This is a genomic window from Microbacterium sp. Nx66 (assembly GCF_904066215.1).
Taxonomy (GTDB): Bacteria; Actinomycetota; Actinomycetes; order Actinomycetales; family Microbacteriaceae; genus Microbacterium; species Microbacterium meiriae.
In genome coordinates this window covers 1,932,194-1,947,212 of record NZ_LR880474.1, presented here as the reverse complement: position 1 = coordinate 1,947,212, position 15,019 = coordinate 1,932,194, and the positions used below count along the sequence as shown (strand labels likewise).

The window sequence follows — 15,019 nt, the reverse complement described above, 5'->3', positions numbered from 1 at the left end:
CTCGACGGGGATCAGGTGTGTCGGGGCGGATGACACCGTTTGGGACCTGTGAGGAGAGTGTTGCATGTCGGATGTGCTGATCGACCGCCCGGAGCTCGATGGTCTGGGGGTGTACGAATTCGGCTGGCACGATGAGGATGCCGCGGGTGCCGTCGCCAAACGCGGGATCTCCGAAGAGGTCGTCCGCGGGATCTCGGCCCTCAAGAACGAGCCGGAGTGGATGCTGAAGACCCGCCTCAAGGGCTATCAGCTCTTCGGCCGCAAGCCGATGCCGACGTGGGGCGCCGACCTCAGCGACATCGACTTCGACAACATCAAGTACTTCGTCCGCTCCACCGAGAAGCAGGCGCAGAGCTGGGAAGACCTCCCCGAGGAGATCCGCGAGACGTACGAGCGCCTGGGCATCCCCGAGGCCGAGCGTCAGCGTCTCGTCGCCGGCGTCGCCGCGCAGTACGAGTCCGAGGTCGTGTACCACCAGATCCGCGAGGACCTGGAGCAGCAGGGCGTCATCTTCATGGACACCGACACCGCCCTGCGCGAGCACCCCGAGTTCTTCGAGGAGTACTTCGGCACCGTCATCCCGGCGGGCGACAACAAGTTCGCCGCGCTGAACACCGCCGTCTGGTCGGGCGGATCGTTCGTCTACGTCCCCAAGGGCGTGCACGTCGAGATCCCGCTGCAGGCCTACTTCCGCATCAACACCGAGAACATGGGCCAGTTCGAGCGGACCCTGATCATCGCCGACGAGGACAGCTACGTCCACTACATCGAGGGCTGCACGGCCCCGATCTACAAGTCGGACTCCCTGCACTCGGCCGTCGTCGAGATCATCGTGAAGAAGAACGCCCGTGTGCGCTACACGACGATCCAGAACTGGTCGAACAACGTCTACAACCTGGTCACCAAGCGCGCCGTGGCGCACGAGGGCGCGACCATGGAGTGGGTCGACGGGAACATCGGCTCCAAGGTGACGATGAAGTACCCGTCGATCTACCTGATGGGCGAGCACGCCAAGGGCGAGACCCTCTCCGTCGCGTTCGCCGGTCCCGGCCAGCACCAGGACGCCGGCGCGAAGATGATCCACATGGCGCCGTACACGCAGTCGTCGATCGTCTCGAAGTCGATCGCGCGTGGCGGTGGCCGTGCCGGCTACCGCGGCGAGGTCCGTGTCGACGCCGCTGCGCACCACTCCGCCAACACCGTCCGCTGCGACGCGCTGCTCGTGGACACGAAGTCGCGCTCCGACACCTACCCGGCGATCGACATCCGTGTCGACGACGTGCAGCTCGGGCACGAGGCCACGGTCTCGAAGGTCAGCGAGGAGCAGCTCTTCTACCTGCAGTCCCGCGGCATGCCCGAGGACGAGGCGATGGCGATGATCGTGCGCGGCTTCATCGAGCCGATCGCGCGCGAGCTGCCCATGGAGTACGCGATGGAACTGAACAAGCTCATCGAGATGGGCATGGAAGGATCGGTCGGCTAAATGGCGGCCTCGACGACAGCGCCCAGCGAGGCGCAGCACACGAACGCGCACATCGACCCGGCCGCCCAGGTGGCGGACGCGGGATTCGTCCCGGTGCAGACCCGCTCCGAGCGCCCGCACTCGTTCGACCCGGACGACTTCGGCACGCCGACCGGTCGCGAGGTGAACTGGAAGCACACGCCGGTGGCCGCACTCACGCCGCTGTTCCGCACCGCGGAGGGCGAGGAGGGCGTGCAGTACTCCTTCACGTCCGGCGAGCAGTACGTCGCCGCACCGCTCACGGCGGGAACCGCTCCGCGTGGCGAGGTCTTCCTCGCCGAGGACATCACCGCCGCCGTCGCGTGGCAGGGCGCCTCCGAGGCGCTGCACATCCGCATCCCGCGCGAGGAGGAGGTCGCGGCGCCGATCTTCGTGTCGCTCACGGGCACCGGAGCCGACCGCCGGGCGGATGCCCACATCGTGATCGAGGCCCTCGAGCACAGCTCCGCCACGGTGGTGCTGCAGCACAAGGGCTCGGCGCAGTACGCCCAGAACGTCGAGATCATCGTCCGTGACGGGGCGAAGCTCACGGTCGTCTCCGTGCAGCAGTGGGACGATGACGCCGTGCACGCGGCCGCCCACCAGGCGCGAGTCGCGGCCGACGCCACCCTCAAGCACTTCGTCGTGAGCTTCGGCGGCGGCGTGGTGCGCGTGAACCCGAGCGTCGAGCTCGCCGGTGCCGGCTCCGAGGGCTACCTGTACGGGCTGTCCTACGCCGACTCCGGCCAGCACCTGGAGAGCCAGGTGTACCTGCACCACAAGGGCCCGCACACGACCGGCGACGTGCTCTACAAGGGCGCGCTGCAGGGCGAGAGCGCCCACAGCGTGTGGATCGGCGACGTGCTGATCGGTGCGGATGCCACCGGCACCGACTCGTACGAGGCCAACCGCAACCTGGTGCTCACGGAGGGCGCGCGCGCCGACTCCATCCCGAACCTCGAGATCGAGACGGGCGACATCGTCGGCGCCGGGCATGCGAGTGCCACCGGCCGCTTCGACGACGAGCAGCTCTTCTATCTCCAGGCTCGCGGCATCCCGGAGGACGAGGCCCGCCGCCTGGTGGTTCTCGGCTTCCTCACCGACATCGTGCTGCGCCTCGGCATCCCCGACCTGGAGTCGGAGCTGCTGGCCGCCATCGAGGCCGAGCTCGCCGAGGTGAACGCGTGACCGCGCAGCGCGTCTGCGGCGTCTCCGAGCTGGAGCAGGACACGCCGCTGCGCGTCGAGCCGGACGGTGTGCCGATCACGGTCATCAAGGACGGCGAGGGCGTCATCCACGCCATCGGCGACACCTGCACCCACGGCGACATCTCGCTGTCCGAGGGCTTCGTGGAAGGCGACACGGTGGAGTGCTGGGCTCATGGCTCGGCGTTCTCCCTGATCACCGGCAAGCCCCAGAATCTCCCCGCATATGAGCCCGTTCCGGTCTACGTCGTCGAGATCGACGGCGACGACGTGCTCATCGATCCCGCTGTGACGAAGGAAGTCTGAAGAATGTCTGTTCTCGAGATCCGCGACCTGCATGTGACGGTCGAGACCGAGGCGGGGACCACCCCGATCCTCAACGGAATCACCCTCACCATGAACACCGGTGAGACCCACGCCATCATGGGCCCCAACGGCTCCGGCAAGTCCACCCTGGCCTACACGATCGCCGGCCACCCGAAGTACACGGTCACCTCTGGCTCCATCACCTTCGACGGTGAGGACGTCCTGGCGATGAGCGTCGACGAGCGCGCCCGCGCCGGCCTGTTCCTCGCCATGCAGTACCCGGTCGAGATCCCCGGCGTGACCGTGACGAACTTCCTGCGCACCGCGAAGACCGCGCTCGACGGCGAGGCGCCCTCGATCCGGCAGTGGACCAAGGACGTCAAGGAGTCCATGGCCAACCTCCGCATGGACCCGAAGTTCGCGCAGCGCAACGTCAACGAGGGCTTCTCGGGTGGCGAGAAGAAGCGCCACGAGATCCTCCAGCTCGAGGTGCTCAAGCCGAAGTTCGCCGTGCTCGACGAGACCGACTCCGGCCTCGACGTGGACGCGCTGAAGATCGTCTCCGAGGGTGTCAACCGCGCGAAGGAGTCCACCGGTCTCGGTGTGCTGCTCATCACGCACTACACCCGGATCCTCCGCTACATCCGCCCGGACTACGTCCACGTGGTCGTCGCGGGCAAGATCGTCGAGGAGGGCGGACCCGAGCTCGCCGACCGTCTGGAGAACGAGGGCTACGACCGGTTCCTCGACCCCTCCGCTCCCATCGAGGCGTAGGCTGATCGCATGACAGCGACCCTGACGGACGAGAAGTACGACGCGGTCACCGAGGCCCTCAAGGACGTGATGGATCCTGAGCTCGGGATCAACGTCGTCGACCTCGGGCTCATCTACGACCTCGCCTGGGATGACGAGAACGACGCTCTCGTCATCCACATGACGCTGACCAGTGCGGGCTGCCCGCTCACGGATGTCCTCGAAGACCAGACGGCGCAGGCCCTGGACAACGTCGTGGACCGCTTCCGCATCAACTGGGTGTGGATGCCGCCGTGGGGACCCGAGCGGATCACGGACGACGGACGCGACATGATGCGTGCTCTCGGCTTCGCGATCTGAGCGTTCCGGTCACCTGACCACCAGACGAAGCGGGCGTGCCGGGCACGCCCGCTTCGACGTCTCCGCATCGGCGCGGAGAGAAATCGGAGGACGAATGCTGTCGGTCAAGGCCCTGCCGCTGTCGGAGCTGCGCGAGCGCACCAGCGAGAAGTGGCGGGAGTATCCCGAGGACGTGCTGCCCCTCTTCGTCGCGGAGATGGACTTCCCGCTCGCTCCGCCCATCACCGCCGCTCTGCAGCGGGCGCTGGACCTCGGGGACACCGGGTACATCGCCTCGCGGACACCGCTCGCGGAGGCCTACGCGGGTTTCGCGGAGCGCCGCTTCGGCTGGCGTCCCGACCCCGCACGGATGCGCAGCACGGCGGACGTGAGCATGGGCATCGTCGAGATCCTCCGCCGCGTCACGCAGCCGGGGGAGCGCGTCGTCGTGACGCCTCCGGTCTACCCGCCCTTCTACGACCTCGTCGCCGAGGCGGGAGCCGAGGTGCAGCGGGTGCCGCTGCGCGACACGGGGACGCGGTGGGAGCTCGACCTCGACGGGATCCGCGCCGCGTTCGAGGACGGCGCGACGGCCATCCTCCTCTGCAACCCGCACAACCCGACGGGCACCGTGCACGATCGGGAGACGCTGGCCGCGCTGGCTGACCTGGCCGAGGAGTTCGGCGCGACGGTCGTCTCGGACGAGATCCATGCACCGCTCGCGCAGCCCGGCGCGGGCTTCACGCCCTTCCTCGCCACGAGCGACGCGGCCGCCCGGGTCGGCTATGCCGTCGTCAGCGCGAGCAAGGCGTTCAATCTCGCGGGACTGAAGTGCGCGCTCATGGTGACCGCCGCGGAAGAGACGTCCGCGGTCGTTCGCGACCTGCCGGTCGAGGTGGAGTGGCGGACGGGACAGTTCGGTCTGCTCGCGGCCGTCGCCGCATTCTCGGAGGAGAGCGACGCCTGGCTCGACGGCCTCCTGCGCACTCTCGACGAGAACCGCGTGCTGCTGGAAGATCTCCTCGCCCGTCACCTGCCCGCCGCCCGCTACCGCATTCCGGACGCGGGGTACCTCGCGTGGATCGACCTCTCGGCACTCGGCTGGGGCGACAATCCCGCCCGGCAGATCCTCCGCGACGCGAAAGTCGCGCTGCACCTCGGCCCGGCCTTCGGGGAGGAAGGGGCCGGACACGTGCGGCTCAACTTCGGCACCAGCCCCGAGATCCTCACCGAGGCGATCGAGCGCATCGCCGCGCTCGTCGAGCGATGACGGCTGCGGAGCCGACCGCCACGATCTGGGACCGCAGCCGGGTCTGGGTGACTCTGGGCGCTGTCGCCCTGATCTTCCTCGCCGCGATCGAGGCCCTCGCGGTGACGACGGTCATGCCGATCGTCAGCGATGCCCTGGACGGCCAGTCGCTGTACGCCGTCGCCTTCGCGGGCACCCTCGCGACCAGCGTGATCGGGATGGTCGCGGCCGGTTCCTGGTCGGACGCGCGCGGTCCGCGCGGCGCGCTGTACGCCGCCGTCACCCTCTTCATCCTCGGCCTGCTGATCTCCGGGTTCGCGGCGACGATGCCCCAGTTCCTGATCGGACGACTGGTGCAGGGGCTCGGTGCCGGTGGCCAGACCGTCGCTCTGTACGTCGTCGTCGCGCGGCTGTATCCGCCGTACCTGCACGGGCGGGTGTTCGCGGCATTCGCGGCCGCCTGGGTGGTGCCGTCGATGATCGGGCCCTTCCTCGCGGGAGCGGTGGCGGAGTACCTCGATTGGCGATGGGCGTTCCTGGGCGTGGCGGTGCTGACCGCGATCGCGTTCTCCATGATCGCGATCCGCTTGCGCGGTGTCGACCTCGGCCGCGGGGAGCCGCAGGACCGGCGGGCGCTGCTCACGCGCCTCTCGCTCGCCGTCGTCGTCGCGGTGCTCGCGGTGGTGATCGGACTGTCCGCCGAGCTCGATCCGGCGATCGGCTGGCCGGTCGCGCTGGGAGCCGTGCTCGCGATCGGTGTCGCCGTGCTGCCCCTTCTGCCGCGACGCACGCTGCGCGCCGGCGCCGGCCTTCCCAGCGTCGTGCTCATGCGCGGCGTGGCGGCCGGCGCGTTCTTCGCCGCGGAGGCCTACATCCCGTACCTGCTCATGCGGAAGTTCGACTTCTCCGCCACCTGGGCCGGGGTCGCCCTCATGCTGGCCGCCTTCGCGTGGGCCGGTGCGTCCGCCGCGCAGGGTCGCTACGGTGAGCGGCTGGGCAACCACCGCATCACGGCTCTCAGCCTGGGAGCGTTGCTCGTGGCGATGCTCTGCGTGCTGGCCGCCGCGGCGTTCGACGCCTCCCCGATCTTCGTGATCGTCGGGTGGGCGTTCGCCGGGGGCGGCATGGGGCTGCTGTACCCGCGGCTCACCGTGCTGACCCTCGCCTACTCGGATGAGACGAACCAGGGATTCAACTCCTCGGCGCTCTCGATCTCGGACGCGACGGGTTCGGCGGTCGCGATCGCGCTGGCGGGGCTCGCCGTCGCCACTCTGGGTGGCCGGGCGGATGCGTTCGCGGTCGTGTTCGTCCTCGGCGTCGGGCTGGTGCTGCTCGCGGTGATCCCCGGGCTCAGGCTCGGGCACGCCGCGGAGTCTTCGGTGCGCTGAGCTCACCGGCGAGGGCGATCACACCGAGGTCGAACACCCGGTCCAGACCCGCCGTGACGTCGACCTCGCTGGAGGACGGGAGGGCGCCGTGACTGTCGGCGTGCATTCGCTGCTGGACGAGGGTCGCATGACCGAGCACGAAATGCAGGATCGCGGCGCCGCGGTCCTCGGCGTCCTGAGCTCCCTCCGCGCGGAGGGCCGCGACCAGAGCTTCGCGGGCGTGGGCCGAGCCCAGCTGGAGCGCGTACGTGCTGAGCACGAGCTCCGCGCCGTCGCGGTAGGCGAAGAGGGCGTCGCGGAGCGCGCGGGCAGTCGTGAGGACCCCGCCGTCTCCGGCGGGAACCCCGGCGGTGATCCGGTCGGCGAGGTCGGCGAGGAGCTCCTGCTTGTTCGCCACGTGCCAGTAGAGAGCGCTGGGCTGCACGTCGAGCCGAGCCGCGATGCGGCGCATGGAGAGGTCGGCCAGCCCCACCTCGTCGAGGAGGGAGAGGGCCGTCCGCGAGACGCTGTCCCGGTCGTGACGGGCGGGATTCGTGTCGGGACTCATGCCCCCACTATAGTGAACGGCGTTCAGGTGAACGGTGTTCAGGAGGATGAATGCGCAGGCGGCAGCCGGGGACGACCGCGACGCTCGCGGAGCCGGGAACGGTGCGTCTCGACGGCGTGGGCGTGACGGTCGACGGCCGCGTTCTGCTCGACGACGTGACGCTGGAACTCACCGCGCCGCGCATCGCCGTGATCGGTGCGAACGGCTCCGGGAAGTCGACGTTCGCCCGATTGCTGAACGGCCTCATGACGCCGACCACGGGAACGGTCACCGTCCACGGCCTCGACGCGCTCCGAGAGCGGACCGCCGTCCGCCGCCGGGTGGGCTTCGTCTTCACCGATCCGGATGCCCAGATCCTGATGCCGACCCCGGCCGAGGATCTCGCGCTGTCCCTCCGAGGGCGGCCCCGTGGGGACATCGCCGCCCGCGTGCAGGAGACGCTGGATCGGCACGGTCTCGGCGCCCACGCCGACATCCCGGCGTCGTCGCTCTCGGGAGGCCAGAAGCAGATGCTGGCCCTCGCCGCGGTGCTCCTCTCCGAGCCGGCACTGATCGTGGCGGACGAACCGACTACGCTCCTCGACCTGCGCAACGCCCGGCGGATCGGAGACCTCCTCCTGGCGCAGGACGCGCAGGTGCTCATCGTCACCCACGATCTCGAGCTCGCCGCGCGCTGCGACACGGCCGTCCTCTTCGACGGCGGGCGTGTCGTCGAGCAGGGAGATCCCGAGGCGGTCATCGCGCGCTATCGCCGGTTGTGCGCGTGATCCCGTCCCGGCCGCTCGTACCGGGGCTCCTGTCGAGGGTGCCGGCCGGACCGAAGCTGGCGGGCCTCGCCCTCGCGGCGCTCGCGATGACCCTGTTCCCGCACGGGCCGGTCAGCATCGCCGTCTGCCTCGCGGCCGTGCTCGCGCTCTACCCGATCGGAGGTGTGCCGCTCTCCGCCGCCCTGATCGAGCTGTGGCGGCTGCGTGCGGTCCTGCTCGTGCTCGCGATCGCCCTCGCCGTCTTCGTGTCTCCCGTGGCCGCCTGGATGAGCACCGGGCGGGTCGCCGCATTGCTGCTGCTCGCCGCGCTCCTCACCCTGACCACGCGCATGTCCGACCTCCTGGAGGTGCTGCAGCGCCTCCTGCGGCCGCTGCGCCGTGTCGGGGTGGACCCCGAGGCGGTGTCGATGGCGGTGTCGCTCACCCTGACGATGGTGCCCGTCGTCGCGGGCTTCGCACAGCGGGTGCGCGATGCGGAGCGCGCCCGCGGTGTGCGACTGGGTGTGCGTGGCGTGGTGCCCCTGCTCGTCATGACGCTCCGCCACGCGGACCAGGTCGGTGATGCCCTCGCCGCCCGCGGGGTCGGCTGACGGTCACGCCACGACGGCGGGGGCGGGGACGGCGCTCCCGGAGCGGCCGGCGAGCCGCAGCGCAGCCACGAGCAGCAGCACGGCGAGCGCCGCAGTGGAGACCGTCGTACCGAGGACGAGGAGCAGCACCACCGCCGTGAGCCCCACGGCGGTCCCCAGCACCAGGCGGCGGCGCGAGTCCGTCGCCGTCGGCGAGGGGTGGTTCTCGAAGCGATCGACGCGCACGGCGACCAGGGCGGTGAGGACGAGTGCCGTCACCAGCCACAGCGGGCGGGCTGCCCACCATTCCACGCTGTCGAGTGCGGGCAGGCTGAGCCCCCCGACGATCGCTGCCAGCGCTGTCGCTCCGGCCATCACCAACAGCACCGGCATGTGCCAGAGGTAGATGGTCATCGTGCGCCGGGTCACGAACGCGGTGAACGCGGCCACCGGGGTGTGCCGGCTGAAGCGTCCGATCCGGTCGCGGTACAGGGAGAACAGGGTCGTGTGGATGAGCCCGACCAGCAGGAGGGCGGCTGTCGGCGGGTTGATGTTGGCGATGAGGTCGGGGGAGTACACGCCCCCGAGGAAGAGTGCGACGAGGAGCCCGAGGGAGCCGGTGCCGATCGCCACGCGGACTCCGGGCCGCAGTGCATCCACGCGTCCGTCGGCGAGGAAGAACCCGAGCTGCTGCATCGTCAGCCAGACGAAGGCGAGGTTGAGGAAACCCAGGGCGTCGTTCCCGGTCGTGGCGCGCAGCACGTCGACCGCGACGGCCGCAGCGGCGAGGAGAGCGATGGTCCGCAGCGGCGCGCGGTCGTGCAGCGCGACGAAGGCGGGGAGGAGGGCCTGGCACAGCAGGAAGACCCCGAGGAACCACAGGGGCTGCCCGTACCGGAAACCCGCGACCGCGATGAGATCCGGGGAGACCCCGACGACGGTGAGCACGGCGAGAGCGATGCCGACCGCGGCGATGGTGAACAGGGCCGGACGCAGGAGCCGGTGCACCCGACCGGCCACGAAGGCGGTGGCGCTCCCGCCGCGGTCGCGGAGGCGGCGGTAGGCGAGGAGTCCGGAGAACCCTCCGATCACGAAGAAGAGCGGCATCACCTGCAGCAGCCAGCTCAGCGGCGCGATCCAGCCCGTGCCGTCGCTCGCGTTCTCGAACACCGGCCCGGACTCGGACACCGTGACCCCCACCATGACGGCGTGCAGCAGGACGACGCCGAGCACGCACAGTGCCCGGACGACGTCGATGCCGGTGTCGCGGTGGCCGGTGGGGGCGGATACGGCGGGGGCGGGGGTGCTGAGGCGTGGAGCCGCGGCGATGACCATGAGTCCTCCTGGGAACGGTGTCCTCGGAGGCTATGGACGCGGTGGTCGGCACGACATCACCCCGTGGTGCCGTCCTGACCCCTACGCAGGGGTGACTCAGGCGGAGGGTTCGACCAGACCGGTGTCGTAGGCGAGGATGACGGCGTGCACGCGGTCGCGGAGACCGAGTTTCGCGAGCACTTTGCCGACGTGGGTCTTCACGGTCTGCTCGGCGATGAACAGGTCGCCCGCGATCTCCGTGTTGGAGCGGCCCTTGCCGATGAGGACGAGCACCTCGCGCTCCCGGTCGGTGAGATCGGCGAGGGCGGTCGCTGACCTGCGTGATGCCGGCCGCCGTCCGGCGAACTGTTCGATCATCCGCCGCGTCACGCTCGGGGCGAGGAGCGCATCGCCCCCCGCCACCACGCGGACGGCATGCACGAGCTCCTCCGGGAGGGCGTCCTTGAGGAGGAAGCCGCTGGCGCCGGCGGCGAGGGCGTCGTAGACGTAGTCGTCGATGTCGAACGTGGTGAGCATGAGGATCCGCGGCACGTGCGCGGCCGGGTACGACGGGCCCAGGATGCGCCGGGTGGCCTCGATGCCGTCGAGCTCCGGCATGCGGACGTCCATGAGGATGACGTCGGGGTCGAGCCGCGCGGCGAGCGTGACGGCTTCTGCGCCGTCCGCGGCCTGACCCACCACGCGGATGCCCTCATGGGCGTCCAGCAGGGCGGCGAAGCCGGCGCGGACCATCGCCTGATCGTCGGCGATGAGCACGCTGATCGTCACGAGTTCTCCTTGTCTTCCGCCGGGGCGGTCGGGGCGGCCGCTGATGCCGCGGGGGACAGGGGCAGGGTGGCGTCGACCGTCCAGCCCCCGTCGTCGGACGGGCCGGCCGCGAGGCTCCCGCCCAGCAGCTCTGCGCGCTCGCGCATTCCCCGGAGGCCGTAGCCCCCGGTGGGGTTCTCGACCGGCTGCGGGGGTGCCGCGTTGCGCACCCGGATGTGCAGTCTGCCGGCATCGGCGTGAAGGCGGACGGTGACCCGTGCTCCGGGGGCATGGCGGACGGCGTTGCTCAGTGCCTCCTGCACGATGCGGAAGGCGGCGATCTGCACACCGGGTCCGGCGGCCGAGGCCGCCTCGATCCCCTCCAGCACGAGACCGACCTCCACGCCGGCGCGTCGGATGGTGTCGACGAGGGCCGGCACGTCGTCCAGTCCCTGCTGCGGTGCGAGCTCGGCATGCTGGTCCTCCGTGCGGAGCACCCCCAGCATGCGCCGCATCTCGGTGAGCGAGGAGCGAGCGGTGGCGGCGATGTCGTCGAACTCGGCCGCCGCGTCGGCATCGAGGTCCGCGATCCGGTAGCGTGCGGTCGACGCCTGCACCTGGATCACCGACATGCTGTGCGCCACGACGTCGTGCAGCTCCCTGGCGATACGGGTGCGCTCCTCCACGAGGGCGCGCCGCGACTCCTCCAGGGCGCTGTGCTCCTTCTCCCTGGTCAGCTCGGCCGCCACCCGCACGCGGCCGGCGACGAGGACGGCGATGAGGAACATCGCGGCGGCGACCGAGGTCGTCACGATCAGGTTGGCGGTGACGCTCCCGGAGCTCGCCGGTGTCGCGACCATGTCCGGCCGCAGCAGGGGCGCCGTCAGGGAGGTGAGTGCGCCGATCACGAGGGTGAGGGCGCCGAGTCGGGCTCCCTGCACGAAGGACATCACGCCCACGAAGAGGACGAACGCGAGCAGTGCCGGTACCGACCACGGCCACGGGGACTGGATCGCCCGCGCCGGCTCGACGAGGAGAGGGAGCAGGAAGGCGCCGGCGGCGAACACGACGATCGCGGTCCGCGGACGGGAGGGGACGAGCAGGGGAGGCCCGCACACGGCGGCACCGAGCAGGAAAGACAGCGGCAGCGGCGTGCCCGAGAGCACCGTCTGGAGCGGGACGAGGAGCGCGTACAGCACGACGACCGCCGTGGTCAGCGCCACGAGGGCGCCGGTGCGACGGCTGATCCGTGACGGGCGCGGGGTGCGCTCTCGGCGGCGTGCCATGCGTCTCATCCTGCCAGGTGCGGGACCGCCGTACGGCGGCGGCGGAGCGCGGCGATCCGGTCGATGACGATGCCGACGATCAGGGCGATGACGACGCCGATGGCGGCGCTGAGCACGGGCTGGTCGTGCAGCCAGGCACCGGCGAGCAACCCGATCGCGAGGCTGAACACGCTCCAGCTGACACCGGCGATGAGGCTCAGCGGGAGGAACCGCCGCCAGGGGAACCCGAGCGCTCCGGCGGACATGTTCACGGCCACGCGACCGATCGGGATGTATCGCGCGCCGAGGATCAGCGTCGCGCTGCGGCGGTCGAGAGCATGCTGCGCGTAGGCGAACGCGGCGGCGACGCGAGGGCGGCGCATCCACGCGAACCTCGTGGTGCCGAGCCGGCGACCGATGAGGAACGCGATGTTGTCGCCGATCGCGGCGCCCAGGGCGGCGACCGCCCCGAGCAGCAGGATGTTGCCGTCGCCGGTGGACGCGGCGACGGCCGCCGCGGCGACGAGGACCGTCTCGCTCGGGACCGGAGGGAAGAACCCGTCGATCACGGTCACCGCGAAGAGCACCGCGTACAGCCACGGGGAGGCGATCGCCTGCAGGATGAGGTCGTTGAGGATGTCCACTCCAGCACCGTAGGCAGCGGGTGCGGGGCGGGTCATCACTCCCCGGTATCGCCTCGGTCACCCTGCAGAGGGATCTTGTCGGCGATCAGCGCCGTCGCAGCGGCATATACTGGGAGGCTGGCCGCTCGGCCATCACCCTCCTCCCGAACGAACGGACGTCCGCTGTGCTTGCCGTGCACGACCTCGAGATCCGCGTTGGCGCGCGCCTGCTGATGGAGAACGTCTCGTTCCGTGTGTCCGACGGCGACAAGATCGGCCTCGTCGGACGCAACGGTGCGGGCAAGACGACACTCACCAAGGTGCTCGCCGGCGACGTGCTGCCCTCCGGTGGTACCGTCACCCGCTCCGGCGAACTCGGCTACCTGCCGCAGGACCCGCGTTCGGGCAACCCGGAGGATCTCGCCCGTACCCGCATCCTCGACGCCCGCGGCCTCGGCCAGCTCAACCTCGGCATGACCGAGGCCTCGCTCGCGATGGGCTCGGACGACCCCGCGGTCGCGGCGAAGGCGATGAAGCGCTACGGGGCGCTCACCGAGAAGTTCGAGGCGCAGGGCGGCTACGCGGCCGAGGCCGAGGCGGCGTCGATCGCGCACAACCTCTCGCTGCCGGACCGCATCCTCGACCAGCCGCTGTCGACCCTCTCCGGTGGACAGCGCCGTCGAATCGAGCTCGCGCGCATCCTCTTCTCCGACGCCCAGACGATGATCCTCGACGAGCCGACCAACCACCTCGACGCGGACAGCGTCGTGTGGCTGCGGGAGTTCCTCAAGAACTACAAGGGCGGGTTGATCGTCATCAGCCACGACGTCGAGCTCGTCGGCGAGACCGTCAACCGCGTCTTCTACCTCGACGCCAACCGCCAGGTCATCGACATCTACAACATGAACTGGAAGAACTACCTGCGTCAGCGCGCCGCGGATGAGGAGCGCCGCAAGAAGGAGCGGGCCAACGCGGAGAAGAAGGCGACCACTCTCCAGCAGCAGGCGGCGCGCTTCGGAGCCAAGGCGTCCAAGGCGGCGGCCGCGCACCAGATGCTCGCCCGCGCGGAGAAGCTCCTGTCGGGCCTGGAAGACGTGCGTCAGGAGGACCGCGTCGCGAAGCTGCGGTTCCCGAAGCCGGCGCCCTGTGGCAAGACCCCGCTCATGGCGTCCGGACTGTCGAAGTCGTACGGCTCGCTGGAGATCTTCACCGACGTCGACCTCGCGATCGACCGTGGCTCCAAGGTCGTCGTGCTCGGACTCAACGGTGCGGGAAAGACGACGTTGCTGCGCATGCTCGCGGGCGTCGACCAGCCGGACACCGGCCAGCTCGAGCCCGGCCACGGCCTCAAGGTCGGGTACTACGCGCAGGAGCACGAGAACCTCGACGTCGGCCGCTCGGTGCTGGAGAACATGGTGTCGGCGGCCCCGCACATCACCGAGACCGAGGCGCGCAAGGTCCTCGGCTCGTTCCTGTTCACCGGCGACGACGTCCTCAAGCCGGCCGGCGTGCTCTCCGGCGGTGAGAAGACGCGACTGTCGCTGGCGACCCTCGTCGTGTCGTCCGCGAACCTGTTGCTGCTCGACGAGCCCACGAACAATCTCGACCCGGCCTCGCGCGAGGAGATTCTCGGGGCTCTGGCCCACTACGAGGGTGCCGTGGTGCTCGTGTCGCACGACCCCGGCGCGGTGCAGTCGCTGAACCCGGAGCGCGTCCTCATCCTGCCCGACGGCGTCGAGGACATCTGGAGCCAGGAGTACCAGGACCTCATCGAGCTCGCGTAGCCGGTCGTGGCATAGTCGGAGGATGGCCGAGCAGTCGATCCTTCCTCCCTCGGAGCTCGCGGTATGGTTGCGCGCGCAGCCGGCCCTCACCGGCACGGCTCCACCGCTGCGCCTCGCTGACCTCCCCGACGATCCGGTGCCGCTCTTCCGCGACTGGCTCCGCACGGCGGCCGCAGACGGCGTTCCGGAACCGCACGCCGCGACCCTCGCGACCGTCGACGCGGACGGCCTGCCGGACGCGCGCACGCTGATCCTCAAGGACGTGGACGCGCGTGGCTGGGCGTTCGCCGGAGCACGGTCCTCACGGAAGGCCACGCAGCTCGAGGCGCGTCCGGCCGCGGCCCTGAATCTGTGGTGGCAGCCGCAGCGACGCGTGGTGCGGGTGCGGGGAACCGTGGAGGAGGCGTCCCCGGCGGAGAGCGACGCCGACCTCGCTGCCCGCTCCGAGGACGCACGCGCCGGTCTCCATCCGGGGGACTGGGTGCTGTGGCGTGTCGTGCCGACGCGAGTCGAGTTCTGGCAGGGCTCTCCGGATCGAAACCACACCCGGATCGTCTACCGCCGCGTCGAGGGCCGATGGCAGCACACCGCCACCGGCGCCGATCCCAGCTCCAGCGATCGATAACGCTCCGCCCCCTCAC

The 15,019-nt window shown here is 70.4% G+C and carries 16 protein-coding genes; 11 read left to right on the top strand and 5 right to left on the bottom strand.

Annotated elements, in window-relative coordinates; all coding sequences use genetic code 11:
- Positions 1–64: 64 nt before the first annotated feature.
- From sufB to MICNX66_RS09225, 7 genes are all read left to right on the top strand, one after another.
- Positions 65–1,483, top strand: coding sequence for a Fe-S cluster assembly protein SufB (sufB, locus tag MICNX66_RS09255; protein ID WP_136052486.1), 1,419 nt, complete (start codon positions 65–67; stop codon positions 1,481–1,483).
- The gene (gene sufD, locus MICNX66_RS09250; protein ID WP_187661631.1) at positions 1,484–2,689 is read left to right on the top strand and encodes a Fe-S cluster assembly protein SufD; all 1,206 of its coding nucleotides are present in this window, start codon (positions 1,484–1,486) and stop codon (positions 2,687–2,689) included.
- Positions 2,686–3,012 carry a non-heme iron oxygenase ferredoxin subunit gene (locus MICNX66_RS09245; protein WP_025103649.1) on the top strand — a complete coding sequence of 109 codons (327 nt, stop codon included), beginning with the start codon at positions 2,686–2,688 and terminating at the stop codon, positions 3,010–3,012. Before sufD ends, MICNX66_RS09245 begins: the two co-directional genes overlap by 4 nt.
- A 3-nt stretch (positions 3,013–3,015) precedes the next feature.
- Entirely contained in the window at positions 3,016–3,786 is a 771-nt protein-coding gene (gene sufC / locus MICNX66_RS09240) for a Fe-S cluster assembly ATPase SufC (protein ID WP_025103648.1), read from the top strand.
- Positions 3,787–3,795: 9 nt separating this feature from the next.
- Positions 3,796–4,125 (top strand): metal-sulfur cluster assembly factor, encoded by a 330-nt coding sequence (locus MICNX66_RS09235; RefSeq protein ID WP_017202280.1) that lies wholly within the window; start codon positions 3,796–3,798, stop codon positions 4,123–4,125.
- A 94-nt stretch (positions 4,126–4,219) separates the two neighbouring features.
- Complete coding sequence (locus tag MICNX66_RS09230; RefSeq protein ID WP_187661630.1) at positions 4,220–5,374, top strand: MalY/PatB family protein; 1,155 nt, start codon at positions 4,220–4,222, stop codon at positions 5,372–5,374.
- A complete protein-coding gene (locus MICNX66_RS09225) occupies positions 5,371–6,741 on the top strand; it encodes an MFS transporter (protein WP_187661629.1) in 1,371 nt (456 codons plus the stop codon). The genes MICNX66_RS09230 and MICNX66_RS09225 overlap by 4 nt, the downstream gene beginning before the upstream one ends.
- Here MICNX66_RS09225 and MICNX66_RS09220 read toward each other — a convergent pair.
- Positions 6,704–7,288: a TetR family transcriptional regulator gene (locus MICNX66_RS09220; RefSeq protein ID WP_187661628.1), complete on the bottom strand. Its 585-nt coding sequence runs from the start codon at positions 7,286–7,288 to the stop codon at positions 6,704–6,706. The genes MICNX66_RS09225 and MICNX66_RS09220 overlap by 38 nt on opposite strands.
- Positions 7,289–7,338: 50 nt before the next feature.
- On the opposite strand from MICNX66_RS09220, the gene MICNX66_RS09215 reads away from it, so the two are divergent.
- Complete coding sequence (locus tag MICNX66_RS09215) at positions 7,339–8,055, top strand: energy-coupling factor ABC transporter ATP-binding protein (RefSeq protein ID WP_187661627.1); 717 nt, start codon at positions 7,339–7,341, stop codon at positions 8,053–8,055.
- The gene (locus MICNX66_RS09210) at positions 8,052–8,645 is read left to right on the top strand and encodes an energy-coupling factor transporter transmembrane component T (RefSeq protein ID WP_187661626.1); all 594 of its coding nucleotides are present in this window, start codon (positions 8,052–8,054) and stop codon (positions 8,643–8,645) included. The genes MICNX66_RS09215 and MICNX66_RS09210 overlap by 4 nt, the downstream gene beginning before the upstream one ends.
- A gap of 3 nt (positions 8,646–8,648) precedes the next feature.
- On the opposite strand, the gene MICNX66_RS09205 is transcribed toward MICNX66_RS09210, so the two are convergent.
- From MICNX66_RS09205 to MICNX66_RS09190, 4 genes are all read right to left on the bottom strand, one after another.
- Entirely contained in the window at positions 8,649–9,959 is a 1,311-nt protein-coding gene (locus MICNX66_RS09205; protein WP_187661625.1) for an acyltransferase family protein, read from the bottom strand.
- A gap of 96 nt (positions 9,960–10,055) precedes the next feature.
- Positions 10,056–10,727, bottom strand: a complete 672-nt coding sequence (locus MICNX66_RS09200; RefSeq protein ID WP_062634324.1) for a response regulator — start codon at positions 10,725–10,727, stop codon at positions 10,056–10,058.
- Complete coding sequence (locus MICNX66_RS09195) at positions 10,724–11,992, bottom strand: sensor histidine kinase (protein WP_187661624.1); 1,269 nt, start codon at positions 11,990–11,992, stop codon at positions 10,724–10,726. Before MICNX66_RS09195 ends, MICNX66_RS09200 begins: the two co-directional genes overlap by 4 nt.
- 5 nt (positions 11,993–11,997) lie before the next feature.
- Positions 11,998–12,651: a DedA family protein gene (locus MICNX66_RS09190; RefSeq protein WP_232089031.1), complete on the bottom strand. Its 654-nt coding sequence runs from the start codon at positions 12,649–12,651 to the stop codon at positions 11,998–12,000.
- A 128-nt stretch (positions 12,652–12,779) separates the two neighbouring features.
- On the opposite strand from MICNX66_RS09190, the gene MICNX66_RS09185 reads away from it, so the two are divergent.
- Both MICNX66_RS09185 and MICNX66_RS09180 read left to right on the top strand, forming a co-directional pair.
- Entirely contained in the window at positions 12,780–14,378 is a 1,599-nt protein-coding gene (locus MICNX66_RS09185; protein ID WP_187661623.1) for an ABC-F family ATP-binding cassette domain-containing protein, read from the top strand.
- 22 nt (positions 14,379–14,400) lie between these two features.
- Complete coding sequence (locus MICNX66_RS09180; protein WP_187661622.1) at positions 14,401–15,003, top strand: pyridoxine/pyridoxamine 5'-phosphate oxidase; 603 nt, start codon at positions 14,401–14,403, stop codon at positions 15,001–15,003.
- Positions 15,004–15,019 lie beyond the last annotated feature (16 nt).